We start from the raw sequence: 24,640 nt of genomic DNA on the forward strand, positions 1-24,640 counted from the left end.
CGGCACGATCAGGGGTGAGCCGGCGCTGCGGGCACCGCAGGCGTTGCCGGGGCCGCGGGGGCCTGCTTTTCCGCCGGTGCGGGCGGAGGGGCAGGAGTTGCGGGCGGCGGTGCATCCGGCGTGGTGGCAGGTGCCGCGGGCAATGTGGCGGCAGGCGGCGCGACCTTGGGGGCCGGTGTCGCGGCAGCAGGCGCAGGGGCCGCTGCCTTATCCGCATGGGGTGCGGGTGGCTCGGGCGACACCGGCAGCCCGGCCATGGAGCGCACGACCCGCAGCCCTTCCTGCAACTGGAAGTCGGTCGTGGGCTTGGTCGGGTCATATTCCGGCCAGCTTGCGGGCGGCTGGGCCGGGATGGTCTTGGCTATGGCGGGCAGATCGGTGCGCGTGGGCGCCTGGGCCGTATTGCCGCCCCGGTTCTTGATGATGTGCGCAAGATCGGCTTCGTGAATGCTGTAGCCGCTATCATCATGCGCCTCGCGCACGGGAATGTCGGGGATGATGCCCAGACCCTGGATGGACCGGCCTGATGGCGTGTAGTAGCGCGCCGTGGTCAGGCGGATCGCACCCTCGCCGGGAATGGGCAGGATGGTCTGCACCGAGCCCTTGCCAAAGGTCTTCTCGCCAAGCAGTACGGCACGCTGATGGTCCTGCAGCGCACCGGCCACGATTTCACTGGCCGAGGCCGAGCCACCATTGATCAGCACCACAATGGGCAGACCGCCGGTAATGTCGGTATTATGCGCATCCCAGCGCTGGCTGTCCTGCGGGTGGCGGGCGCGGGTGGAAACGATCTCGCCACTGCGGACAAAGTCGGAGCCCACATCGATCGCCTGGGTGAGCAGGCCGCCGGGGTCGGAGCGCAGGTCGATGATCAGGCCCGCCATCTTGTTATGGGTCTGGGCCTGCAGTTTCTTGTAGGCCGCCATCAGGCCGGACTGCGTTTCCTCGTTGAACTGCGCGATTCGGATATAGCCGATAGTGTCATACAGCGCGGACTTGATGACCTGCAGCGGAATGATGGCGCGTGTGAGGGTGACGATGACGGGCTTGGGCGTCTTTTCACGGATCAGGGTCAGGGTGATGCGCGTATCGGGTTTGCCGCGCATGCGGGTCACGACCTGATCGAGCGGCTGTCCATCGATGTTCTTGCCATCGATCGCCACGATGAAGTCACCGGGCTTGATGCCAGCGCGGGCGGCAGGCGTATCATCGATGGGGGAGACCACGCGCACGTGCCCGTCCTCGCCCTGCACCTCCAGGCCGAGGCCGCCAAACGAGCCCTTGGTCTGGACCTGCAGGTCGGAGAACTGCTTCTCGGTCATGTAGGAGGAGTGCGGGTCCAGCCCGCTCAGCATGCCGTTGAGCGCGTTGGTGATGAGGTCGCGCGTCGAGACCGGCTCGACGTAATTGGCCTTCACCTTCTCCAGCACGTAACCGAACAGGAACATGAGCTGTTCGATTTCCTGAGGGGAATTGTCATCCTTCGAGACTGTATCCGCCGCATGGGCCATGGGGGCGAAGCCGCCCCACCTGCTGGCTGAATAGTGGGCAATCTGCGGGGCCGCCACGATCCCTGCAAGAAAGGCGCAACCGATCAGCAGGCCATTACGGAATTTCATGCGTCGTTGTCTCCTGGGTGCCCGCCGCCATGCTCCGGCAGGCCTGCACGTAATCTTCGCGTTGCGTTGTAACGTGGTCTTGCCCATCCGTCACGGGTCGGTACCATATACCGAACCTTTGCCGGGGACAAAACCGCCTTGCGCGCCATTACAGGTATGGCGCCGGATTGACCGTGCTCCCCCCGTGGCGCAACTGCACGAACAGGGTTGGCCGCGAGCCGCCGCCGCTCCATTGCGGCATCTGCCCCACCGCCGCCCCACGGCTGACCTGCTGGCCCGCGGCTACCGCAATCTCGCCTAGTCCCGCCAGCACGAAGCGGTAATGCTTGCCACAGTCAAGGATCATCATCTGACCATAGGTACGGAACGGCCCGGCAAAATCAATGCGCCCCGTGCATGGCGCGCGCACGCTTGCGCGTGAGGGCGGCGCGTAGGTAATGCCGGTGGCGGGTCCGCTTTCGGTCGGGTGGCCCCAGCCGGTCAGCACCGTGCCCGCCACGGGCGCGCCCGCGCTGGCGTTGGCGGTGCTGATGCCGGGGCCCGCGCCATCGGCCATTTCATGCGCCTGGCGGCGGGCTGCGGTGGCGGCCTGCATGTTATGCGCGCGCTCGGCGGCGCGGGCGGCCTGTTCAAGATTTTTTTCGGCCTGTTCCTCGGTTTCCTCGATGCGGGTGATGGCGTCCTGCACGTCTGATGCGCGGCGGGCGGCCTCTTCCACTGCCTGCGTGGCGCTTTGCGCTGCGGCATTCGAGCGCTGCTGGGCCTCAAGGGCGGCGTGGGCGGCGCGGTTGACCGCATCGCGCTGGCTTTCGCGCTGGGTTACGACCTGACGCATCTGCTGCTGCTGGCGGCCGAGTTCATCATCAAGGGCGAGCAGGCGGGCGCGGCGGTCATGTATGGCGCGGGCCTGCCGGGCGATGTCGGTCATCATGCCGTGCACCACCAGCAGGCCGGTCACGGCGCGGTCAGCGGGAAGTGGCACGGCCAGCAATGTGTCGGCGGGGTAGAGCGACAGGCGCTCGGCCAGCGGAAGCAGGGGGGCGAGGCGGGCGACCTGGGTTGCAAGCTGCTGGCGGAGTGCCGCCTGCTCGGCATGCAGGTCGCCAATACGGTCGTCAATATCGGCGGCCTGCTGCTCGGTCTGTTGCAGCCGGGCCGTGGCGTCCACCGTGGCGGCGGAGAGGCTGGCGGCTTTTTCGGCATCGGCGCGGGCCTGCTCGCGGGCCTCCTGCTGCTCCTTGCGGCGGGTCTCGAGGTCGTGGGCCTGCTGCTGCTCGCGTGCCAGCAGGTTTTCATGTGCGGTACGGGCGGCCTCAAGCTGCTGGCGGATGCGCTGCTCGCTGGCCGTGGAGGCATGGGGGGCAGTGTGCGTGGCATGGCCCGTGCGGGCATGGGGCGTGCTGCCCCCCGCATGGGTGGATACGGCCCCGGCAGGTGCGTGTGTCGCGCATAGAAGCAGGAACCCGCTGGCCAGGCAGACCGGCCAGCGGGCTTTGGAATGCAGGCTTGGTGTCAGGATGGCGTGGGCCCATCCAGCAGTGAGTGCCCGGTCATGGCGGCGGGCTGGGGCAGGTGCATGAGCTGCAGCAGCGTGGGGGCCAGATCGGCCAGGCGGCCATCATGCAGCCCGATGCCCTGCGGCCCACCCGCGAGCACCACGGGCACCACATTGAGCGTGTGCGCGGTGTGGGGGCCGTTGGTTTCGGGGTCGAACATGGTTTCCGCATTACCGTGATCGGCGGTGACCAGCAATGCGCCGCCTGCATGTTCGATGGCGTGGGCAATGCGGCCCAGCCCCGTATCCACCGCCTCGACCGCCTTGATGGCGGCAGAGAGCACGCCGGTATGGCCCACCATGTCGGCATTGGCGAAGTTGAGCACGATCAGGTCGTATTTGCCGCTGCCGATCGCCTCCACCGCGCGGTCGGTCAGTTCGGGGGCCGACATTTCGGGCTGGAGGTCATAGGTCGCGACCTTGGGGGAGGGCACCATGATCCGGTCCTCGCCCGCAAGCTGTGCTTCACGCCCGCCATTGAGGAAGTAGGTCACGTGCGGGTATTTTTCCGTCTCGGCCATGCGCAGCTGTTTCAGCCCGGCAGCACTCACCACATCACCCAGCAGGTCATGCAGGGACTGCGGCGGGAACAGCACGGTAATCAGCTCGGCCAGCCGGTCGCTGTAGCGGGTCATGCCGGTGACAGCGGCGAAGTTGACCAGTTTCGTGCGCGTAAAACCCTCAAAATCCGGCTCGAGCAGCGCATCGAGCAACTGGCGGATGCGGTCGGCGCGGAAGTTGAAGCTCAGCACCCCATCGCCATCGCGCATGCCGCCATATTCGCCGATGACGGTGGGGATGACGAACTCATCGGTGGTGCCAGCCTCATAGGCCTTGTCGAGCACATCGAGGGCATCACCCGCATGTGGGCCTTCACCGGCTACGATGGCGTTGTAGGTCTTCTCCACCCGGTCCCAGCGGCGGTCGCGGTCCATGGCGTAATAGCGGCCTGACACGGTGCCGATGCGCACGCCCTCGGGCAGGGCCGAGAGCAGTTTGCACACATAGCCGTGCCCGGATTGCGGGGCGGTGTCGCGGCCATCGGTAAAGATGTGCATGGTCACCGGCACGCCGGCTGCGCGCACGATACGGGCAAGCGCCACGGCATGATCCTGATGCGCATGCACGCCACCGGGCGAGACAAGGCCCATGAGGTGGCAGGTACCGCCGGTTTTTTTCAGCGCGGCAATGAAATCGCGCATCACGGCGCTGTCTGCCACCGTGCCATCGGCCAGGCCCGTGCTGATGCGCGGCAGTTCCTGCATGACCACGCGGCCCGCGCCGATATTGAGGTGGCCGACCTCGGAATTGCCCATCTGCCCACCCGGCAGGCCCACGTCCTCGCCACACGTTTTCAGGAAGGCGCGGGGGCCGGTCGCCCATAATTTATCAAAAGCGGGGGTACGGGCGGCCCTGACCGCGTTATTGGCTTCATCCTCGCGCCAGCCGAATCCATCCAGCACCACCAGCATGACGGGGCGGGGCGGGGTGTTCACCGTTTCATGGTCGTTCATGGGGTTATTTTCTCCCTGTTTTATTTTGTGTGGCATGATGCCCTAAAAGCGTTCAGCGTCAAATGCCTCTGTAGCCAAGGAAGGAAGCAGCCATGTCTGATCCCGCAAGCAGGGGAGGTGCCGCATGCGGCTGCCTGAGCCCCGAGCAGTTGCGCATATTGCGCGAACACGGCACCGAGCGCCCCGGCTCCAGCCCGCTGAATAACGAAAAGCGTGCTGGGGAATATCGTTGCGCGGGCTGTGGCACGCCGCTGTTTTATTCTGGCACGAAATATGAAAGTGGCAGCGGCTGGCCTTCGTTTTTCGAGGCCATTCCCGGCGCGGTCGGCACCACCACCGATACCACCCACGGCATGACCCGCACGGAGGTGCACTGCGCGCAGTGCCACGGGCATCTGGGCCATGTGTTTCCCGATGGGCCGCCGCCTACCGGCCTGCGCTATTGCATGAACGGGCTGGCCCTGACATTCGTGCCGCGTGACGGTGCTGGCTGAAACACGCACCGGAAGAAAGTTTTTGGTGAAGCTTTTTTCAGGATGCTTTGAAAAACGCGGCATCCGAAAACTTTCATGACCTTTTAGAAGGAATAAAGATGACCGAGCCTGCCACCCCGCATGATGCGGGTGTTGTTGTTGTCGATCACCCGCTGGTGCAGCACAAGCTGACGCTGATGCGCGAACGCCAGACCTCGACCGGGGAATTCCGCAGGCTTGCGCGTGAACTCAGCCTGCTGCTGGGCTATGAGGCAATGCGTGACCTGCCGCTCGAGCCGGTGGAAATCAACACCCCCATGGAGCGCATGGAGGCCCGGCGGCTGGCGGGCAAGAAGCTGTGCCTTGTTTCGATCCTGCGCGCTGGCAATGGCATTCTTGACGGGCTGCTCGACCTTGTGCCCTCGGCGCGTATTGGTCATGTCGGGCTGTACCGCGACCCTGAAACGCTGGAGCCGGTCGAATATTACCTCAAACTGCCCGATGATGTCGGCAACCGGATCTGCCTTGTGGTTGACCCCATGCTGGCCACAGGCCACAGCGCCGTGGCCGCCATTGACCGGCTGAAGCAGGCTGGCTGCAACAGGATGGTGTTCGTATGCCTGCTCGCCTCGCCCGAAGGGGTGGCCTGCCTGCGCAGGGCGCACCCCGATGTGCGGATCGTGACCTGCGCGATTGATCGCGGGCTGGATGAGCACGGCTATATCCGCCCCGGTCTGGGCGATGCGGGAGACCGGCTGTTCGGTACGAAATAAGCAGAAGTTTTTGGTGAAGCTTTTTTCAAAAAGCTTCGAAAAATGCCGTTTTTCTTAGAGCACGCTGCGAATAGATTGAATCATAGGATTCCAAAAGGGCGTCTGATGTGATTCAAGATGAAGACTGGTGAAGGAGGCCAGCCTTCATGCCAAAAGCTTACTCGCAGGATTTACGAGACCGCGTGATTGATGCGGTGGAGAAAGACGGCATGAGTTGCCGGGCAGCGGCGCGGCGTTTCGGCGTGAGTGATTCTTCAGCGATCAAATGGGTGCAGCGCGCAAGACGCATCGGAGATCGGTGCTGCGCCGGCACGGGCGGGCATCGTCCCTCGAAAACCAGACCTGAACGGGCCTGGCTGCTGGCCATCATTGATGCCGAACCTGATATCACCCTTGCGGCGCTGTCGATCCGACTGCGCGAGGAGCGTGGCGTTCAGGCCGACACAGGCATGCTCTCGCGCTTTTTCCAATCCGAAGGGATCAGCTTCAAAAAAAAGCGTGCTGCCCTGCGAGCAGGATCGGCCTGACGTCGCGCGCAAGCGTAAATTCTGGAAGCGCTATCAGGCCGATATAGATCCCACGCATCTGGTCTTTATCGACGAAACCTGGGCCAAGACCAACATGACGCGCACGCACGGCCGTTGCCGCAAAGGTGAGAGACTGAGAGCCAGAGTCCCTCATGGCCACTGGAAGACACTGACCTTTCTGGCTGCCTTGCGTCATGACCGGATCACCGCACCCTGCGTTCTCGACGGACCGATCAACGGGCGCAGTTTTTTGGCCTATGTCGAGCAGTTTCTGGTTCCAACACTCAAGCCGGGCGATATCGTCGTGCTCGACAATCTCGGCAGTCACAAGGGCGATGCGGTTCGCAAGGCCATTCGGGCTGTCGGGGCGAGGATGATCTTCCTGCCGCCCTACAGTCCCGATCTCAATCCGATCGAACAGGCCTTCGCCAAACTCAAGACTTTGCTGCGAAAAGCCGCAGAGAGATCCGTTGAGACAACATGGAAACGCATCGGCGAACTCATCAAATGCTTCTCTCCACGGGAATGCGCCAATTATCTCAAGAACTCAGGATACGCATCAATCTAATCACAGAATGCTCTAAAAGACGGCACCCGGAAACGTTTATGTTCTGTTTCTGGGTGCCAGCGTCAGGCCCGGCGAACGATATAGGTCTTGGCCAGTTCGGCTTCGAGTGCCCGGGCATGTTCGGGGTCACGCGCCTCGATCATCACTTCAAGCTCGGCGGCCTGCACGCTTGGCGTGGTGAACAGGCGCTGGTGCGAGACCTCGATGATGTTGCCGCCCTCATCGCCAATCTTGCGCGAGATGTCGGCCAGCACGCCGGGGCGGTCGGGTATTTCCATTTTCAGGCACAACAGCCGCCCGTCGCGCAGCAGCGAGCGCAGCAGGGTGTTGGCCAGGATGCGGCTGTCGATATTGCCACCCGTAATGGGCAGCGCCACGCGCTTGCCCCGGAACAGTTCGGGGTAGGTCAGCACGGCGGCAAGGGCCGTGGCCCCCGCGCCCTCGCTCACCTGCTTGGCGCCTTCGGCCAGCATGGTAATTGCGGTCTCGATCGCGCTTTCCGGCACGACCAGTACGCTGGAGACGAGTTCGCGAATGACCTCGAGCGGCTGGCGGCCGATCTGCAGCACCGCGATGCCCTCGGCAATGGTGGCCCCGCCCGGTGGCATGACCTCATCACCGGGGAAACCCGCGAGCGAGGAAAAGTTTTCCACCTGCACGCCAATAATGTCCATGCCCGGCTGGAGCGCCCGCCCGGCCACGGCGCAGCCCGAGAGCAGGCCACCACCGCCAATGGGGCAGACGAAGGTGTCAAGCGGGCCAGCATCCTCGAACAGTTCGAGCGCGAACGTGCCCTGTCCGGCCATGACCTCGGGGTCATCATAGGGGTGCACGAACACGCGCCCCTCGCGCTGGCACAGCATGTTGGCATGTGCCGTGGCCTCGGCGAAGTTGTTGCCTTCAAGCACCACGGTGGCCCCCCACGCAGCAGTGCGCGTGACCTTGGCGGCAGGGGTAAAGCGCGGCATGACAATCACCGCGTCAATACCAAGCAGTGAGGCATGGCGGGCCACACCCTGCGCATGGTTGCCCGCTGATACGGTAATCACGCCGCGCTCGCGCTCGCGCGGGGTGAGCAGGGCGAGCTTGTTGGCTGCCCCGCGCTCCTTGAACGAGCCCACCGCCTGCAGGTTATCGAGCTTGAGCACGATATCCGCGCCGGTCGCGCGTGAGAGGGTCTGGCACGGGATGGTGGGCGTGTGCAGCACGCGCCCCTTTATCCGCTTTGCGGCTGCGGTGATATCTTCAAGCGTGATCACGGGTTTATGGCCTAGCCGTAGGTAACTTCCAGGATTTCGTAGGTCCGGTCGCCGCCGGGGGCGGGCACGGACACGCTGTCGCCCACGCTCTTGCCAATCAGCGACTTGGCCAGCGGCGAGGAAATGGACAGAAGCCCCTGCTTGATGTCGGCCTCGTACACGCCCACGATCTGGTAGGTGGCTTCCCTGTCGGTTTCCTCATCGACGAGCTTGACGCGCGCGCCAAACTTGACCTGATCGCCCGAGAGCGAGGCGGGATCGATCACCTCCACGGAGGAGACGATTTCCTCAAGTTCCTGAATGCGGCCTTCGGTAAAGGACTGGCGCTCACGCGCGGCATGGTATTCTGCGTTTTCCGAAAGGTCGCCATGGCTCCGCGCTTCGGCAATGGCGCGTATGATCGCGGGGCGTTCTTCACTCTTGAGCTTGCGCAGTTCGTCTTCAAGCCGTTCGAGCCCGGGGGCTGTCATCGGAAATTTCTGCAAGGTTTGTCCCCGAGGTGAAGGTCAGTTTCCGCAACTGACGGTTGGTTGCTGTGTCCGGGCGTATTGCCTGTAATACGACACGGGCAGCCTGCCAGCCCAAGGAGCCAGCAGACCGCCCGCGTCGTGGCGATGCGCTCAGAATGATCCCTTAAAATAGGATTGAAGCGGCGCGACTTCAAGAACCCCCTCGCGCATGGCCGAAATGGCATGCGTTGCGGCCCGTGCCCCCGCAATGGTGGTGTAGTGCGGAATGCCATGGGTGAGCGCCGAGCGGCGGATGTCAAAGCTGTCGCTGACCGCCTGCGCGCCCTGTGCGGTGTTGATGACCATCTGGATCTCGCCCGAGCGGATGGCATCGACACAGTTGGGGCGGCCTTCGAGCACCTTGTTGATCACGTCCACCGCAACACCGGCTTCGCGCAGGTATTTGGCGGTGCCGCGCGTGGCTACGACCCTGAAGCCCATCTCGACAAGCAGGCGGCCAATCGACTTGACCGCGGCCTTGTCGCTATCGCGCACCGACAGGAACACCGTGCCCGAAAGCGGCAGCTTCACGCCTGCCGCAAGCTGTGATTTGGCAAATGCGCGCTCGAACGAGGCATCAAGCCCCATGACCTCACCGGTCGAGCGCATCTCGGGGCCGAGGATCGTATCCACGTCGGGGAAGCGGTTGAAGGGGAACACCGCCTCCTTCACCGCCACATGCGGGGCCACGGCACGGTCATCAAGCCGGAACTCGGCCAGTTTCGCGCCGGCCATGACGCGTGCGCCGATCTTGGCCACCGGCACGCCGGTCGCCTTGGCCACGAAGGGCACGGTGCGCGAGGCGCGGGGATTGACCTCGAGCACGAAGATCTCCTGCCCCTTGATCGCGTACTGCACGTTCATCAGGCCCACAATGCCTAGTTCACGTGCCATGGCCTCGGTCTGGGCCTTGAGCTCGGTCACGATGGCGGGCGAGAGCGTGTAGGGTGGCAGCGAGCAGGCGCTGTCACCCGAATGGATGCCTGCCTCCTCGATGTGTTCCATCACGCCAGCCACATAGACTTCCCTGCCATCGGCAATGCAGTCCACGTCGGCCTCGATCGCATCGTTCAGGTAGTGGTCGATCAGCACCGGGCCGTTGGCGACTTCCGCACCTGCAAGCTGGAGGGCCACGCGCATGTAGCGCTGCAGGCTCGCGCGGTCATGCACGATCTCCATCGCCCGACCACCGAGCACGTAGGACGGGCGGACCACCACCGGGTAGCCGATCTTCTCGGCCACGGCCTCGGCTTCCGTCGGGCTGCGGGCAATACCGTTGGCAGGCTGGCGCAGGCCAAGCCTGTGCAGCATGGCCTGGAAGCGCTCGCGGTCTTCCGCGCGGTCGATTGCATCGGCAGGCGTGCCGAGCAGCGGAATGCCAGCACCCTCAAGCGCGTGCGAAAGCTTGAGCGGAGTCTGGCCGCCATACTGCACGATGCAGCCCAGAACCGTGCCGTTCTCCTGCTCGCGGCGGATCAGGGCGATCACATCCTCGGCTGTCAGCGGCTCGAAATACAGGCGGTCCGAGGTGTCATAGTCGGTCGAGACGGTCTCGGGGTTGCAGTTGACCATGATTGTCTCGAAACCGGCCTCGCGCAGGGCGTAGGCGGCATGGACGCAGCAATAGTCGAACTCGATGCCCTGGCCGATGCGGTTCGGCCCACCGCCAAGAATGACAATCTTCTTGCGGTCCGTCGGCCTGCTTTCGCATTCCGGCACGCCGTACCCGCCTTCATAGGTGGAATACATGTAGGGCGTGGGGGAGGCGAACTCACCGGCACAGGTGTCGATGCGCTTGTAAACCGGGGTTACGCCACGGCCTTCGCGCAGCTTGGCCACTTCCGCGGCCTGCGTGCCAGAAAGGCGGGCAAGCTGGATGTCGGAGAAGCCCATGGCCTTGAGGGCGCGCAGGCTGTCTGCATCCTCGGGCAGGCCGTCACGCACCACCGCATGCTCGGCGGCCACGATCTTGGCAAGCTCACGCAGGAACCACGGCTCGAAGCGGCAGGCATCATGGATGTCTTCCACGCTCAGCCCCGCGCGCAGGGCCTGGGCCGCCATGAGGATGCGCTCGGGGCGCGGCTGCGACAGGGCTGCGCGGAACGCATCCGGGCCGCCATCGCCAGGCGCCTCGACCGGGTCCAGCCCCGCCAGCCCGATTTCCATCGAGCGCAGGCCCTTCTGCATGGCCTCGGGGAAGGAGCGGCCAATGGCCATCGCCTCGCCAACCGACTTCATGCTCGTTGACAGCAGCGCAGGCGTGCCGGGGAACTTCTCGAACGTAAAGCGCGGGATCTTGACCACCACGTAGTCGATCGTGGGTTCAAACGAGGCAGGCGTGCTGCCGGTAATGTCGTTGGTCAGTTCATCCAGCGTGTAGCCCACTGCCAGCTTGGCCGCGATCTTGGCAATGGGGAAGCCCGTGGCCTTGGAGGCAAGTGCGGAAGAACGCGACACGCGCGGGTTCATCTCGATCACCACAACGCGGCCATCGACCGGGTTGATGCCGAACTGCACGTTCGAGCCGCCGGTCTCTACCCCGATCTTGCGCAGGCAGGCCAGCGACATGTCGCGCAGGCGCTGGTATTCCTTGTCCGTAAGCGTCAGTGCGGGGGCGACGGTGATCGAGTCACCGGTATGCACGCCCATCGGGTCGATGTTCTCGATGGAGCAGATGATGATGCAGTTATCAGCCGTGTCGCGCACGACCTCCATCTCATACTCCTTCCAGCCCAGCACGGATTCCTCGATCAGGACTTCCGTGGTGGGGGAGGCATCAAGCCCGGAGGAGACGATGCGGTCGAACTCCTCCTTGTTGTAGGCAATGCCGCCGCCCGAACCGCCCATGGTGAACGAGGGGCGGATGACCGAAGGCAGGCCCACGGTGGCAAGGGCTGCGCGGGCTTCATCAAGCGTGTGGGCGATCAGGCTGCGCGGGCTCTCGATGCCGATCTCGTCCATCGCCTCGCGGAATTTCTGGCGGTCCTCGGCGCGGTCGATCACCTCGGCATTGGCACCAATCAGCTCGACATTGTGCTTTTTGAGGAAGCCGGACTTGTCGAGCGCCATGGCCGTGTTGAGCGCCGTCTGGCCGCCCATGGTGGGCAGGACCGCATCGGGCTTTTCACGCAGTATGATGCGCTCGACGAATTCCGGGGTGATCGGCTCGATATAGGTCGCATCCGCCAGCCCCGGATCGGTCATGATCGTGGCAGGGTTGGAGTTGACGAGAATGACGCGGTAGCCCTCTTCCTTCAGGGCCTTGCACGCCTGCGCGCCGGAATAGTCGAATTCGCACGCCTGGCCGATCACGATCGGGCCGGCGCCAATAATCAGGATGGAGCTGATGTCTGTCCGTTTGGGCATGTCGGGTCGGCTTTCACGCGGTCTTGGTTGTGGTGTCGATCAGGTCGACAAAACGGCGGAACAGGTAGTGGCTGTCTGACGGGCCGGGGCTGGCCTCGGGGTGGTACTGCACCGAAAACGCCGGGTAGCGGCTGGTGGCGATCCCCTCGTTCGAGCCGTCAAACAGGCTGGTATGGGTGGTGCGCACATCGGCGGGCAGCGATTTGTCATCCACCGCGAAGCCATGGTTCTGGCTGGTGATCTCCACCTTGCCGGTCTCAAGGTCCTTGACCGGCTGGTTCGCGCCCCGGTGGCCGCGCGCCAGCTTGTAGGTTTTTGCGCCGAGTGCAAGGGCGAGAAGCTGGTGGCCGAGGCAGATGCCAAAGACCGGCTTGCCTGCCTCGAGCACGCCCCTGATGGCGGGCACGGCATAGCTGGCGGTTGCCGCCGGGTCGCCCGGCCCGTTGGACAGGAACACGCCCGCGGGGTCGAGTGCCAGGATTTCCTCCGCCGTGGCGGTGGCGGGCACAACGGTCACGTCACAGCCAGCCGAGGCCAGGCAGCGCAGGATGTTGCGCTTGGCCCCGTAATCAACAGCCACCACCTTGCGGCGCTTCTCGGGCAGGGGAACAGTGCCATGCGGCCACTGCCACACGCCTTCGCTCCAGCCGTAAGGCTTGGCACAGGTCACTTCACGCGCAAGGTCCATGCCTTCCAGCCCCGGCCAGGCGCGGGCCTGGGCGAGCAGGGCGGGGAGGTCGAATTTGCCATCGGCCGGGTAGGCCACGATGGCCGTCTGCGGCCCGCCTTCGCGGATGCGGCTTGTGATGGCGCGGGTGTCGATGCCGCAGATGCCCGGCACGTTCTGCGCCTTGAGCCATGCATCGAGCGATTCGGTCGCGCGCCAGTTGGCAGGCGCGGTCAGGTCTTCCTTTACCACCAGCGCGCGGGCGTTGATGGCGGTGGCCTCATCATCTTCCGGCGTGGTGCCGGTATTGCCGATATGGGGGAAAGTGAACGTAATGATCTGCCCTGCGAAGGACGGGTCGGTCAGCGTTTCCTGGTAGCCGGTCATGCCGGTGGAAAAGCAGATCTCGCCCAGCGCGCGCTCCGTGCTGTACGCGCCGAATCCGCGCCCCCACAGGATGGTGCCATCGGCCAGGATCAGGGCGGCTGTCGCAGCTTTGGGCCTGTCGGCCGGTGCGATCGGGTTTGACGTGCTCATCGGGGGCTCCGGTCGGTCGGATTCTGTAGCGGGTTGCAGGTCGGACAGTGACAGGCCGGTGGCGCGCAGCACGGTGGTCCAGTGCTTGGGCGGAATGGCGCGGGCCTGCCGCCATTTGCGAATGGCCTCGGTGCTGACGCCAGCCAGCTTCGCGGCCTGTTCGGCCCCGCCAAGGCGTTCGATAATACTTTCTATCGTCATCGGCATTGGATGATGTCCCTTCCGGGAGTATTGCCTAACAGCGTCTCTGGTAATTGGGAAGAAAATTCCTACATACCCTTACATCGAGACATTGGGAAAATTATTCCCGGCATGCAAGGGGGCATCGTGCCCTCCCGCCGGGCAGAGGAGTTGACAGTCATGTCCCTGCGCGCACGTTTCATGGATGACCTGAAAACCGCCATGAAGGCTGGCCAGAGCGAAAAGGTCGGCACCATCCGCATGATTACGGCAAAGCTGAAGGATGTCGATATCGCAGGCCGCGCCAAGGGCGAGGACCAGGTGAGCGATGAGGCGGTGATTTCCATGCTGCGCGGCATGATCAAGTCCCGCACGGAATCGGCGGCGATGTACATCAAGGGCGGCCGCCCCGAACTGGCGGAGAAGGAAGAGGCCGAGATCGCGATCATCCGCGATTATCTGCCGCCTGATCTGGATGACGCCACCATCGAGGCTGCCGTGCGCGAAGCCATCGAGCGCACCGATGCCACCTCCATGAAGGACATGGGCAAGGTCATGGCGGCGCTGAAGGAGCAGTTTGGCGCAGCCCTGAACCCGGCCAGTGCATCGGCGGTCGTGCGCGCGCGGCTTTCGGCCTGATCACGCCGGAGCCCGGTTACGATGGCGCTTGACCCCGCATTCCTTGACGAGCTGCGTGCCCGCACGCCCATCGCCCCCGTGATCGGGCGGCGCACCAAGCTGGTGCGCTCGGGGAAATACTGGAAGGCGTGCTGCCCCTTCCATGGGGAAAAGACGCCATCATTCTACGTTTATGATGACCACTACCACTGCTTTGGCTGTCAGGCGCATGGCGATGTCATTACCTTCGTCATGCAGAGCGAGGGCCGCTCCTTCCCTGAGGCGGTGGAGGAGCTGGCCACGGCAGCGGGCATGGAAATGCCAAAGCCCGATCCGGTGCAGCGCGAACGCGCAGACCGGGCCCGCACGCTGGGCGATGTGCTCGAGGCCGTGCAGCAGTCATGGCAGCGCAGGCTGTATGAGCCGGAGGGGCGCGAGGGGCTGGCCTACCTGCAGGGCCGTGGCCTGACCGAGGAGACCATCGCTGCCTTTGGTTTGGGCTGGTCAGGTGCGGGGCGGGGCGATCTGGTGGCCGAAATGGCCAAGCTCGACATTACGCCCGCCATACTGCGTGATGCGGGTGTCATGCGCGCTGATGAGAGCGGCGCGCCGCAGCGTGAACTGTTTTTCAACCGCGTGACCTTTCCCATCCGCGACCGGCGCGGGCGGCTGGTCTCGTTTGGCGGGCGCATTCTGGGCGATGGCCAGCCCAAATACCTCAACGGGCCGGAGACCGCGATTTTCTCCAAGCGCCGGGTGCTGTTTGGCCTCGACCGCGCGCGCGAGGGCGTGCGTGGCAGCGGGGCAGGGGCCGAACTGCTGGTGGTTGAAGGCTACATGGATGTCATCGCGCTGCATCAGGCAGGCTTTGCGGGTGCCGTCGCCCCGCTGGGCACGGCACTCACCGCCGAGCAGCTCGAGGCGCTGTGGCAGGTCGCCCCTGCACCCGTGCTGTGCTTCGATGGCGATAATGCGGGCCAGCGTGCGGCGGTGAAGGCGGCGGAAACCGCGCTGCCGCTGCTCAATGTCGAGCGCACCCTGCGCTTTTGCACCCTGCCCGAAGGCGAAGACCCCGACAGCCTCGTGCGCCGCCATGGCAGTTCTGCCATGGCCGCCATGATCGAGGGCGCGCGCCCGATGGGGCAGGTGCTGTTCGGGTTGATGAGCGAGGGCGTGCGCGACCCCGGCCCCGAGCAGCGCGCGGCCCTGCGGCGCAAGCTCGTGGCGGTGGCGGCCCTCATCCCCGACAAGACGCTGGCCGCCGAATACCGCTCGACCCTGCTCGACAGCTTTTTCCAGACCTTCCGCCGCGATGGGCGCGGTGGCGCGAAACGGGTGCCCGTGGCCACGGCGCCGGTCGCCCCTATGGCCGCCGACCTGCAGCGCCAGTGCATTCTCAGCGCCATCCTGCTTGAACAGCCCCAGGTGCTTGACGCGGTGCAGGATGCCTATTGCAGCCTCGAACTGCCCCCCGATCTCGCCGCCCTGCGCGAGGAACTGCTCGACCTGTATGACCGCAATGGTGAACTGCCCGATAAGGATGAACTTGCCGCCCGGCTGGCCGCCGCTGGCCTTGCCGATGTGCGCCAGCGCGTGGATGCCACGCGCGGGCGGCGGGGCCAGGCCGCCGATGCCGACCTGTTCGACACCGACCCCGAGCAGGAGTGGTGGCATTTCTACGGGCTGCTGGATGTGGAGCGCTTCGCCGCCGAACTGCGTGCCGATACCGAGCGCCTGTGCGCGGGCACGCCGGACGAGGCGGAATGGAACAGCCTGCGCACCCGCCTGCTGGCCCTCGATGCCCTGCGCCGGGGCGATGACGAGGAAGAGGAATGAGGCGGAAAATGGGCCGATTGAATGAAATGGGGCGCGCGTGCCCTTGACTTCGACCATGTTATCGACCACCTGCACCAGACAAATGCAGATGAAAACGGTATGATTGGCCGTATCCTGTCCCGGAGCGCGAAGGGGACGGGAACAAGGGCGCGGCCCCTGTGCGCGGGCTGGTTTGGGCGCACGCGTGTAAACGGATTTGCTGGGTAGGGATTGATCGGGCATGGCGACAAAGACAGCCACGGGTACGGACACGGCTTCAGGGGATCAGGACAACGATACAACCCTGCTGGACACCCGGTCCGGCGCCGTAAAGAAACTGATCGCGCGCGGCAAGGAACGCGGCTACATCACGTTTGACGAACTCAACGCCGTCCTGCCGCAGGACCAGATGTCCTCCGAGCAGATCGAGGATGTGATGGCCGCCCTGTCCGAGATGGGCATGCAGGTGGTCGAGAACGAGGATAACGACGACACCGAGGCTGCTCCCGCCGCTGAAACCAAGAGCGACGACACCGCCGAGGAAGAGACCGAGAGCGAGGAACCCGCCGCCGGTAACGTCGATACCGAAAGCCTTGGCCGCACCGATGACCCGGTGCGCATGTACCTGCGCGAGATGGGCTCGGTCGAGCTACTCTCGCGTGAGGGCGAGATCGCGATTGCCAAGCGCATCGAGGCGGGCCGCGACGAGATGATCGGTGGCCTGTGTGAAAGCCCGCTGACCTTCCGCGCCATCATTTCATGGCATGAGCGGCTCAAGGCCGGTGAGATGCTGCTGCGCGACATCGTTGACCTCGAAGCCATGCAGGCAGGTGGCAACGACCCCGCCGAGGCTGCCGAGGGCGAGGATGCCTTTGCCGAGAACGAGGGCAACGAGACCGAAGAGGCCGAGGAAAGCGAGAGCGAAGGCGAGGGTGAGGGCGAAGGCGCCGGCCTGTCGCTTTCCGCGCTGGAGGAAAAGCTCAAGCCCGAGATCCTCGAGCAGTTTCAGGAAGTCGAGGCGCTGTACGAGGCGCTGCACAAGGTGCAGGCCGAGCGGCTGGAAAAATTCACCGCCGGTGCCGAAATTTCCGCCGATGAGGAAGCCCGCTACGAGCAGCTGCGCCTGGAACTGGTGGGCAAGGTGCAGCAGGTTCACCTGCACAATGCCCGCATCGAGGTTCTGGTCGAGCACCTCAAGGAAATCTTCCAGCGTCTCAACGGCCTTGAAGGCCGCATGCTGCGTCTGGCCGAGAGCACCCGCGTCTCGCGTGATGACTTCCTGCTCAAATACCGTGGCCGCGAACTCGATCCGGGCTGGATGGACATGGTCGCCACCCTGCCTGCCAAGTCGTGGAAGAACTTCCTCGCCAAGCATGCCGAGACGGTCATCCGCCTGCGCAACCAGGTGGCGGAACTGACACAGGAAACCGGGCTGCCGGTAGGCGAGTTCCGTCGCGTCTATGCCACCGTCTCGCGCGGTGAGCGGGATTCGGCGCGCGCCAAGAAGGAAATGATCGAGGCCAACCTGCGCCTCGTGATCTCGATTGCCAAGAAATACACCAATCGCGGCCTGCAGTTCCTTGACCTGATTCAGGAAGGCAATATCGGCCTGATGAAGGCGGTGGACAAATTCGAATACCGCCGTGGCTACAAGTTCTCCACCTACGCCACATGGTGGATCAGGCAGGCCATCACCCGCTCGATTGCCGATCAGGCGCGCACCATCCGCATTCCCGTGCACATGATCGAGACGATCAACAAGCTCGTGCGCACCTCGCGCCAGATGCTGCACGAGATCGGGCGCGAACCCGCGCCAGAGGAACTGGCCGAGAAGCTGGGTATGCCGCTTGAAAAGGTGCGCAAGGTGCTCAAGATCGCCAAGGAACCGATCTCACTCGAGACCCCGATCGGTGATGAGGAAGACAGCCACCTTGGTGATTTCATCGAGGACAAGGCCGCTGTCATTCCGCTTGATGCCGCCATCCAGACCAACCTGCGCGAGGCAACGACGCGGGTACTGTCCTCGCTTACCCCGCGTGAGGAGCGCGTGCTGCGCATGCGCTTTGGCATCGGCATGAACACCGACCATACGCTTGAGGAAGTGGGCCAGCAGTTCAACGTGACCCGCGAGCGTATCCGCCAGATCGAGGCCAAGGCGCTGCGCAAGCTCAAGCACCCGAGCCGGAGCCGCAAGCTGCGCTCGTTCCTTGATGATAACTGAGGTTCCATGTACCCCCAGCCGCGATGAACCGGATGGGGGTGGAACACGGATCGGGGTGGATGTGACGTTCCTGTGCATGGATCGTCCACCCCCCGGGATCCCTCCGGCGCTGCCGCCGGGCTACACCATCCGCCAGACCTTCCGCCCCGGCGTTGCGTGGTACCGTGCCCTGTATGATGCAGTCGGGCAGGATTACTGCTGGTGGCTGCGCCGCGTCATGCCCGATGCCGAGCTTGCCCGCCTGCTTTCAGGCCCCGGCATTGCCGTGCATGTGCTTTATGATGGAAACGAGCCTGCCGGTTTCTGCGAACTCGACAGCCGCTACGGGCCGGACGTGAACATCGCCTATTTCGGCCTGCTGCCCGCATGGATCGGGCGCGGGGTGGGGCAGGCCTTCCTGCACAATATGGTGGCGCGTGCGTGGGGGCTGCGGCCTGCCGTGGTCAGGGTCAATACCTGTTCGGCGGATCATCCACGCGCTTTGCCCAATTATCTGCGGGCGGGTTTTCGCAAGGTGCGCACCCTGCATGAGGTCTGGACCATTCCGCATGCGCTCGGCCTTGTGCCGCCCGCAAGGCTGCGGCTGGCCTGAATGTGGGCATGCGCATAAAAATAGTATCTCAGATATTGTTATAACACAAACCGTTACCATTTCCTCTCTGTTGCATAATTGGAGAGAGGGCAATGGAGTTCGACGTATCCTACTATAAATTCCACGGCGTAGATCGGGCTGCCCTGCTCGATGCGCTCGGCCTGCGTGACACCGGCACGCCCGATCCGGGTGGTGAGGCACCTTATGCCATAGCCGACCTGCCCAACGGGTGGTTTGTCATCCGCGTCGATAACGATAGCGGGCTGCTGGCCGATTACGACCGCAAGACCCTGGTGCGCGAGGGCAGGCTGGTGACGTGCGATGTCGGGAGCGTCGACCCCGTAAGCCAGGCGCAGGGCTACGAGGCGGGCGAGGAACGCTGGAGCGTGGTGCATGACGGGCGCGGAGGGGAAATGCTTGCGCTCGATATCCGTGGCGAGGCGCCACCCGCCGTGCCCGCGCTGCACAAGGAGGCCTTTGCCGCCACCCGCGCCATGATGACGCAGGGCGAGATCCGTGGTCCCGGCCCGATGCTTGACGTGCCGCTTGCGGTGGTCAAGTCGGTCACGGGGTTCCGCCATGATGAGCCGCAGATGGTCTCGCCCGAGCCGGTCTTCACATGGCTGGCGCCGAAAGATCCGAAGTAAACCGTACTTTTTCCTTGTGCAGGGGCGGGGTTTGTGTTTCAACCCGCTCCTTCCCTGCCGGGTGCGTGGCATCGCCCCCGGCTATACCCGTGCCCTATGGGCAACATGGCGGACCGTGTCTGTCCATGCGGGGGTTGAAGTGATCCGAAGGGAGTACCAATGCCGTTGTATGAAACCGTGCTGATCGCACGTAATGACGTGTCGCAGCAGCAGGTCGAAGCCATTGCTGATGGCATCGCCACCTATCTGGAAGCCGAATCCGGCTCCATCAAGAAGCGCGAATACTGGGGCCTGCGCACGCTGGCTTACCGTATCAAGAAGAACCGCAAGGGCCACTACATGCTCCTCGGCCTTGATGCGCCTGCTGCCGCGGTCAAGGAAATCGAGCGCCAGCTCGGCCTGAACGAAGATATCCTGCGCGTTCTGACCCTGCGTATCGACGAGATTGACGAGGCTCCCTCGGTCATCCTGTCGCGCAAGGGTGACGAGCGTGAGCGTGGCTTCCGTGGGCCCAAGCCCACCGGCCGTTTCGAGAGCGGTCGTGGCACGCGCCGCAATTTCGATGACCGCGAGGAGTTCCGCGCCCGTAACGAGCGTGAAGAACAGCAGCGCGCCAACGCCACTGCCAGCGCCGAAGCGGAGTAAGAGCTGATGTCTGAAACCACCGAGATCAACCCCGCCGCCCGCCGCGTTGCGGTTGGCGCGCGCCGTCCGTTCTACCGTCGCCGCAAGTCCTGCCCGTTCTCCGGCCCCAACGCGCCGAAGATCGACTACAAGGACGTGCGCCTGCTGAGCCGCTTCCTGTCCGAGCGTGGCAAGATCGTTCCCAGCCGCATCACGGCAGTCTCCGCCAAGAAGCAGCGTGAACTGGCCCAGGCCATCAAGCGTGCGCGTTTCCTGGCTTTGCTGCCCTACATTGTAAGCTGAGGGAGGCAGAATCATGTCCGCAGTAGAACTCATCCTGCTCCAGCGCGTGGAGAAGCTGGGCCAGATGGGCGAGATCGTCACGGTGAAGCCGGGCTATGCCCGTAACTTCCTGCTGCCCCAGGGCAAGGCGATCCGCGCCAACGCACACAACCGCGAGCGCTTCGAGCGTGAGCGCGTGCAGCTTGAGGCCCAGAACCTCAAGAACCGCGAGGAGGCCGAGCGCCTGTCCGAGCGCATGCACGGCCTGTCGGTCATCCTGATCCGTCAGGCGGGTGATAGCGGCAGCCTGTATGGCTCGGTCACGACCCGTGACATCGCTGAAGCGGCGACCAAGGCTGGCCTGACCATCACCCGTAACCAGGTGATCCTGCCCGAGCCGATCAAGCAGCTTGGCCTGTATGACGTAAGCGTTGCCCTGCACCCGGAAGTGTCCATGCAGGTGACCGTGAACGTTGCCCGCTCTGAGGAAGAAGCAGAGCGTCAGGCCCGTGGCGAGGAAATCGGCGTTGATCTGGACGACGAACCCACACTGGCTGATGAAGGCGTGGTAACCGAAGGCGAAGTTTCGGAAGAAACCGCCATCGAGGAAACCCCGGCTGTCTGACTGACCTGACCCGCAGCCCGCCTGGCGGGGGGCTGGACTGGTTGTGAAAGCCCGGAAGAGGAAACTCTTCCGGGCTTTTGCCGTTCGGGCTGCAGCATAAGGCATGCGGGGAGAAGACCGATGGCGCCTGTACTGCTGGATCGGGCTTTTGCCCATTTCATTACATCAGGCCGGCTTGAGGTCTATTACCCTGATGGAGACCGGCGTAGCTACGTGGGCAGGCCCGGCCCGCAGGCGGCCATGCGCCTTGCCGATGCGGCTACCGCGCGTGCCCTGCTGCTCGATCCCGCGCTGAAGGTAGGCGAGGCCTATATGGCGGGCACGCTGCACCCCGTGGGCTGCACGCTGTATGAGCTGATGCATGTGCTCATGCGCAACGTGATGGAGCGCAGCCCGGCGGGCGAGCGCGTGTTTTCCACCCTGCGCTACATGGCGCGGTCGTGGCTGCAGAATAACACCCGAGGGCGCGCCCGGCGCAATGTCGCCCATCATTATGACCTCGACAGCACGCTGTACCGGCATTTTCTTGATGAGGACATGCAGTATTCCTGCGGCTACTTCCCCACCGGGCACGAAACGCTGGCCGAGGCGCAGGCTGCCAAAAAGCATCATCTCGCTGCCAAGCTGCACCTGCACCGCCCCGGCATGAGCGTGCTGGATGTGGGCTGTGGCTGGGGTGGCCTGGGGCTGACGCTGGCGCGTGATTATGGCGCGTATGTCACCGGCATCACGCTGTCGAGCGAGCAGTTGCATATTGCCCAGGGCCGGGCGCGGGCTGCGGGGCTGGAGGGGAGAGTGCGCTTCGAGCTGCTCGATTACCGCACTGTTGCCCGGCAGTATGACCGGATCATTTCAGTCGGCATGTTCGAGCATGTGGGGGTGGCGCATTACCCTGCCTTTTTTGCCGCCATGCGCCGCGCGCTCCGGCCGGATGGCGTAATGGTGCTGCACGCCATAGGCCGCAGGGAAGGGCCGGGTGTGACCAATCCGTGGATCGACCGCTACATCTTTCCCGGTGGCTATTCCCCCGCCGTGAGCGAGGTGGTGGGAGCTGTGGAGCATGCAGGGCTATGGCTGGCCGATTGCGAGATCTGGCGCCTGCATTATGCCCGCACCATTGCCCACTGGCGCACCCGCTTCAATGCGCGGCGCGCCCAGATCGCCCGGCTGTATGATGAGCGTTTCTGCCGCATGTTCGAGTTCTATCTGGTGGTGTCAGAACTGGCGTTTCGCGTGCAGGGGCACATGAACTTCCAGCTCACGCTCTCGCGTGAAATCGATGCCCTGCCTCTGGCGCGTGACTACATGCTGGCGCGCGGCCAGCGGGTGGAAAGCGCTGCCTGAGTAGAGAAATAACCCTAAAGAATAAATGTTTCTGGATGCTGCCTTTTTTCAAAAAAAGCTTCACCAAAAACTTTTCTCTCTTCAGGCCATGGCCGCGCTGCGGCGGGCATGCAGGCGGGCGAGGCGGTCGAAATCCGCGATCTCGAGCGTTTCTGCCCGGCGGCTGCCCTCAATCCCCGCTTCGGCCAGAAGCGCTTCGCCGCCGATGGATTTCAGCGCCCCACGCAGCATCTTGCGCCGCTGCCCGAAGGCTGCGGCCGTGACCTGCTCCATGGCACGGAACAGGGCGGTATCGGGCTGCTCGGCATGCGGGATCAGCCCCACCACGGCGGAATGAACCTTGGGCGGCGGCGAGAACGCACCGGGGGGAATATGCATCATGACCCCGCACCGGCATGTCCACTGCGCCAGCACGCCCAGCCGGCCATAATGGTCGGAGCCGGGGGCGGCACAGATGCGCTCGGCTACCTCCTGCTGGAACATGAGCGTCAGCCGCGACCATGCGCTCGCCTGCCGCAGCCAGCCCACGAGCAGTGGCGTACCCACATTGTAGGGCAGGTTGGCAATGATCTGGCGCGGGGCAGGGCACAGCGTGGCAAGATCTTGGCGCATGGCATCCGCCTCGATGATCTGCAGGCGGTCCGGCGCGTGTGCCGCAAGCTCGGTAATGACCGCCACCGCGCGCGGATCGACCTCAACGGCGATGATGCTGGTGGCCTGTGTGTCAAGCAGCGCGCGGGTCAGGCCACCGGGGCCGGGGCCGACCTCGACCACATGTTGCCCCGCAAGATCGCCCGCCAGGCCTGCTATCCGCGCTGTAATGCCCGGATCAAGCAGGAAGTGCTGCCCAAGCGCCTTGCGTGCATCCAGCCCATGCCGCGCAATGGTGTCGCGCAGCGGCTCAAGCCCGTGGGGGCGTTCTGGCAGGGTCATGACAGCACTCAGGTCTTGGAGCGCATGTCGATGATGGCGCGGCGCTGCAGGTCGCGGTTGAGCTGGCGCGAGGTCTGCTCCACGCGCTCGCTCAGCAGGTGATCGGCAATCTGGCTGGGTGTCTGGATGGCGATGTTGCGCTCCTCACGCGAGCAGACCATCAGCACCAGAATCCCATCGACCGAAACCAGCGGATGGCTTGGCTTGCCAGGCGGAAGCGGCTCGAGCACTTCGCGCATCTGCGGGTTGAGGTGGTTGAGCATCAGGTCGCCGGGGTCAGACGGATGCTTTTCGCCGTTTTTCTTGTTCTGCGCTTCCACCTGGTCGCAACTCTTGGCGTTGGCGGAAAAGGTATTGGCGGCATCGAGCGTCTGCTTCTGCTGGTCCGTCGGGTTCTCGGGATCGAGCGGCGCATCGAAGGGGAAGAAGGCCTGCCGGATGGACAGTATGGTCACCATCTGGTGGCCCACCGTGCGGCGCTCGGCAATGGTGGCGATCACGTAACCACCCGCTACCCGGATGGGGTTGGATATGGCGCCATCGGGCATCTGGCGGGCCACAGCCACCACCTGCGGATCAAGCCCGTCTTCCTGCGTCCAGCCCATCATGCCGCCGTCAAGCGCGCTCTGCCCCTGCGAGAACTGGGCCGCGACAATGGGGAAGGGCGCACCCTCGCGCAGTTCCTGAATGATGGTTTCGGTAAATTTCAGCTCGCCTTCGGGGTGGCGCTGATCCTCGACGGGAATGAAGATCTCGCTGATCATGTATTCCGGCTTGCCGTCCTCGCGCTTGAGCGCGGCCATGCGCTGCTCGATCTCGGCTGCGGTAATGCGCCCGTGTTCCGCCGTTTCCTGCCGCAGCACCTGCGACCAGCCAAGCTGCACACGGATCTGGTCGATCAGCGTGGTCAGCGACACGCCGTCTTCCGCCAGCTTGTTGCGCAGCGCGTTCTCGGGCATGCCATTGCGCTGCTCGATGCCCGAAATGGCTCCCGCGATCTGCTGGATGGGCACGTTGATGTGGCGGTCGAGCATTTCCTGCATGCGAAGCTTTTCATCGATCAGCTGGCGCACGATCTGCGGGCGCAGGCGCTGCATCACGTCGTCGCTCACATCCAGCCCCGAGGAGAGCGCAAAAAGCCGCCCGCGCGTGTCGATATCGCGCTTGGTCAGCACCGCGCCGTTGACGGTGGCGACAATGGAATCCTGATCTTCCGCCGCCTGGGCCTGCTGGGCAATGGCATGGGCGCTGCGGGCACTGGCCGCGTGCGGCTGCCCCGTCAGCGCCAGGCAGGCCAGCAGGGCTGTAGCCAGCATGCGGCGCGGGCCACGGCTGCAGGGTGCGGGGGGGAAGGCTGTGCCACGGGTGGCAGGGAAGAGGGACATCCGGCTC

Annotated in this window: 21 protein-coding genes; 12 read left to right on the forward strand and 9 right to left on the reverse strand. The window is 64.3% G+C overall.

Annotation, left to right across the window (positions count from 1 at the left end; translation table 11 throughout):
* Positions 1-8: 8 nt before the first annotated feature.
* The 3 genes from FMA36_RS10225 to gpmI form a co-directional block, all read right to left on the reverse strand.
* Positions 9-1,619 (reverse strand): S41 family peptidase, encoded by a 1,611-nt coding sequence (locus FMA36_RS10225; RefSeq protein ID WP_159262216.1) that lies wholly within the window; start codon positions 1,617-1,619, stop codon positions 9-11.
* 148 nt (positions 1,620-1,767) lie between these two features.
* Positions 1,768-3,093 (reverse strand): peptidoglycan DD-metalloendopeptidase family protein, encoded by a 1,326-nt coding sequence (locus FMA36_RS10230; RefSeq protein WP_475704534.1) that lies wholly within the window; start codon positions 3,091-3,093, stop codon positions 1,768-1,770.
* A 38-nt stretch (positions 3,094-3,131) separates the two neighbouring features.
* Complete coding sequence (gene gpmI / locus FMA36_RS10235) at positions 3,132-4,688, reverse strand: 2,3-bisphosphoglycerate-independent phosphoglycerate mutase (RefSeq protein WP_159262217.1); 1,557 nt, start codon at positions 4,686-4,688, stop codon at positions 3,132-3,134.
* 92 nt (positions 4,689-4,780) lie between these two features.
* Here gpmI and msrB point away from each other — a divergent pair, with 92 nt between their 5' ends.
* The 3 genes from msrB (at position 4,781) to FMA36_RS10250 (ending at position 7,029) form a co-directional block, all read left to right on the forward strand.
* Positions 4,781-5,182 (forward strand): peptide-methionine (R)-S-oxide reductase MsrB, encoded by a 402-nt coding sequence (msrB, locus tag FMA36_RS10240; RefSeq protein ID WP_159262218.1) that lies wholly within the window; start codon positions 4,781-4,783, stop codon positions 5,180-5,182.
* A 98-nt stretch (positions 5,183-5,280) separates the two neighbouring features.
* The gene (gene upp / locus FMA36_RS10245) at positions 5,281-5,934 is read left to right on the forward strand and encodes a uracil phosphoribosyltransferase (RefSeq protein ID WP_159262219.1); all 654 of its coding nucleotides are present in this window, start codon (positions 5,281-5,283) and stop codon (positions 5,932-5,934) included.
* A 146-nt stretch (positions 5,935-6,080) separates the two neighbouring features.
* A protein-coding gene (locus tag FMA36_RS10250) for an IS630 family transposase (protein WP_159260215.1) occupies positions 6,081-7,029 on the forward strand; the annotation gives its coding sequence in 2 pieces (ribosomal slippage) (positions 6,081-6,443 and positions 6,445-7,029; 948 coding nt in all).
* A 62-nt stretch (positions 7,030-7,091) separates the two neighbouring features.
* On the opposite strand, the gene FMA36_RS10255 is transcribed toward FMA36_RS10250, so the two are convergent.
* The 4 genes from FMA36_RS10255 to carA all read right to left on the reverse strand — a co-directional run bounded on the left by FMA36_RS10255 (position 7,092) and on the right by carA (position 13,574).
* Entirely contained in the window at positions 7,092-8,288 is a 1,197-nt protein-coding gene (locus FMA36_RS10255; protein WP_159262220.1) for a threonine ammonia-lyase, read from the reverse strand.
* Between the two features lie 11 nt (positions 8,289-8,299).
* Positions 8,300-8,773 (reverse strand): transcription elongation factor GreA, encoded by a 474-nt coding sequence (gene greA / locus FMA36_RS10260; RefSeq protein ID WP_061271302.1) that lies wholly within the window; start codon positions 8,771-8,773, stop codon positions 8,300-8,302.
* Positions 8,774-8,908: 135 nt separating this feature from the next.
* Positions 8,909-12,163: a carbamoyl-phosphate synthase large subunit gene (carB, locus tag FMA36_RS10265; RefSeq protein WP_159262221.1), complete on the reverse strand. Its 3,255-nt coding sequence runs from the start codon at positions 12,161-12,163 to the stop codon at positions 8,909-8,911.
* A 13-nt stretch (positions 12,164-12,176) separates the two neighbouring features.
* The gene (carA, locus tag FMA36_RS10270) at positions 12,177-13,574 is read right to left on the reverse strand and encodes a glutamine-hydrolyzing carbamoyl-phosphate synthase small subunit (protein WP_159262222.1); all 1,398 of its coding nucleotides are present in this window, start codon (positions 13,572-13,574) and stop codon (positions 12,177-12,179) included.
* A gap of 153 nt (positions 13,575-13,727) precedes the next feature.
* On the opposite strand from carA, the gene FMA36_RS10275 reads away from it, so the two are divergent.
* From FMA36_RS10275 to FMA36_RS10315, 9 genes are all read left to right on the forward strand, one after another.
* A complete protein-coding gene (locus FMA36_RS10275) occupies positions 13,728-14,186 on the forward strand; it encodes a GatB/YqeY domain-containing protein (RefSeq protein ID WP_159262223.1) in 459 nt (152 codons plus the stop codon).
* A gap of 21 nt (positions 14,187-14,207) precedes the next feature.
* Positions 14,208-16,001 (forward strand): DNA primase, encoded by a 1,794-nt coding sequence (gene dnaG / locus FMA36_RS10280; protein ID WP_159262224.1) that lies wholly within the window; start codon positions 14,208-14,210, stop codon positions 15,999-16,001.
* Between the two features lie 220 nt (positions 16,002-16,221).
* Positions 16,222-18,201, forward strand: a complete 1,980-nt coding sequence (gene rpoD, locus FMA36_RS10285) for an RNA polymerase sigma factor RpoD (RefSeq protein WP_159262225.1) — start codon at positions 16,222-16,224, stop codon at positions 18,199-18,201.
* Positions 18,191-18,793, forward strand: a complete 603-nt coding sequence (locus tag FMA36_RS10290) for a GNAT family N-acetyltransferase (RefSeq protein WP_159263848.1) — start codon at positions 18,191-18,193, stop codon at positions 18,791-18,793. Before rpoD ends, FMA36_RS10290 begins: the two co-directional genes overlap by 11 nt.
* A gap of 92 nt (positions 18,794-18,885) precedes the next feature.
* Positions 18,886-19,440: a hypothetical protein gene (locus tag FMA36_RS10295; RefSeq protein ID WP_159262226.1), complete on the forward strand. Its 555-nt coding sequence runs from the start codon at positions 18,886-18,888 to the stop codon at positions 19,438-19,440.
* Between the two features lie 159 nt (positions 19,441-19,599).
* The gene (gene rpsF / locus FMA36_RS10300) at positions 19,600-20,085 is read left to right on the forward strand and encodes a 30S ribosomal protein S6 (RefSeq protein WP_110567293.1); all 486 of its coding nucleotides are present in this window, start codon (positions 19,600-19,602) and stop codon (positions 20,083-20,085) included.
* 6 nt (positions 20,086-20,091) lie between these two features.
* On the forward strand, positions 20,092-20,367 hold the full coding sequence (gene rpsR / locus FMA36_RS10305) for a 30S ribosomal protein S18 (RefSeq protein WP_061271282.1): 276 nt from the start codon (positions 20,092-20,094) through the stop codon (positions 20,365-20,367).
* A gap of 13 nt (positions 20,368-20,380) precedes the next feature.
* Entirely contained in the window at positions 20,381-20,971 is a 591-nt protein-coding gene (gene rplI / locus FMA36_RS10310) for a 50S ribosomal protein L9 (RefSeq protein ID WP_159262227.1), read from the forward strand.
* 120 nt (positions 20,972-21,091) lie between these two features.
* Positions 21,092-22,315 carry an SAM-dependent methyltransferase gene (locus FMA36_RS10315; RefSeq protein WP_159262228.1) on the forward strand — a complete coding sequence of 408 codons (1,224 nt, stop codon included), beginning with the start codon at positions 21,092-21,094 and terminating at the stop codon, positions 22,313-22,315.
* An 81-nt stretch (positions 22,316-22,396) separates the two neighbouring features.
* On the opposite strand, the gene rsmA is transcribed toward FMA36_RS10315, so the two are convergent.
* Entirely contained in the window at positions 22,397-23,248 is an 852-nt protein-coding gene (gene rsmA, locus FMA36_RS10320; protein ID WP_159262229.1) for a 16S rRNA (adenine(1518)-N(6)/adenine(1519)-N(6))-dimethyltransferase RsmA, read from the reverse strand.
* Positions 23,249-23,256: 8 nt separating this feature from the next.
* Entirely contained in the window at positions 23,257-24,633 is a 1,377-nt protein-coding gene (locus FMA36_RS10325) for a peptidylprolyl isomerase (RefSeq protein WP_206065077.1), read from the reverse strand.
* Positions 24,634-24,640 lie beyond the last annotated feature (7 nt).

Source organism: Komagataeibacter xylinus, from assembly GCF_009834365.1.
Lineage (GTDB): Bacteria > Pseudomonadota > Alphaproteobacteria > Acetobacterales > Acetobacteraceae > Komagataeibacter > Komagataeibacter xylinus_D.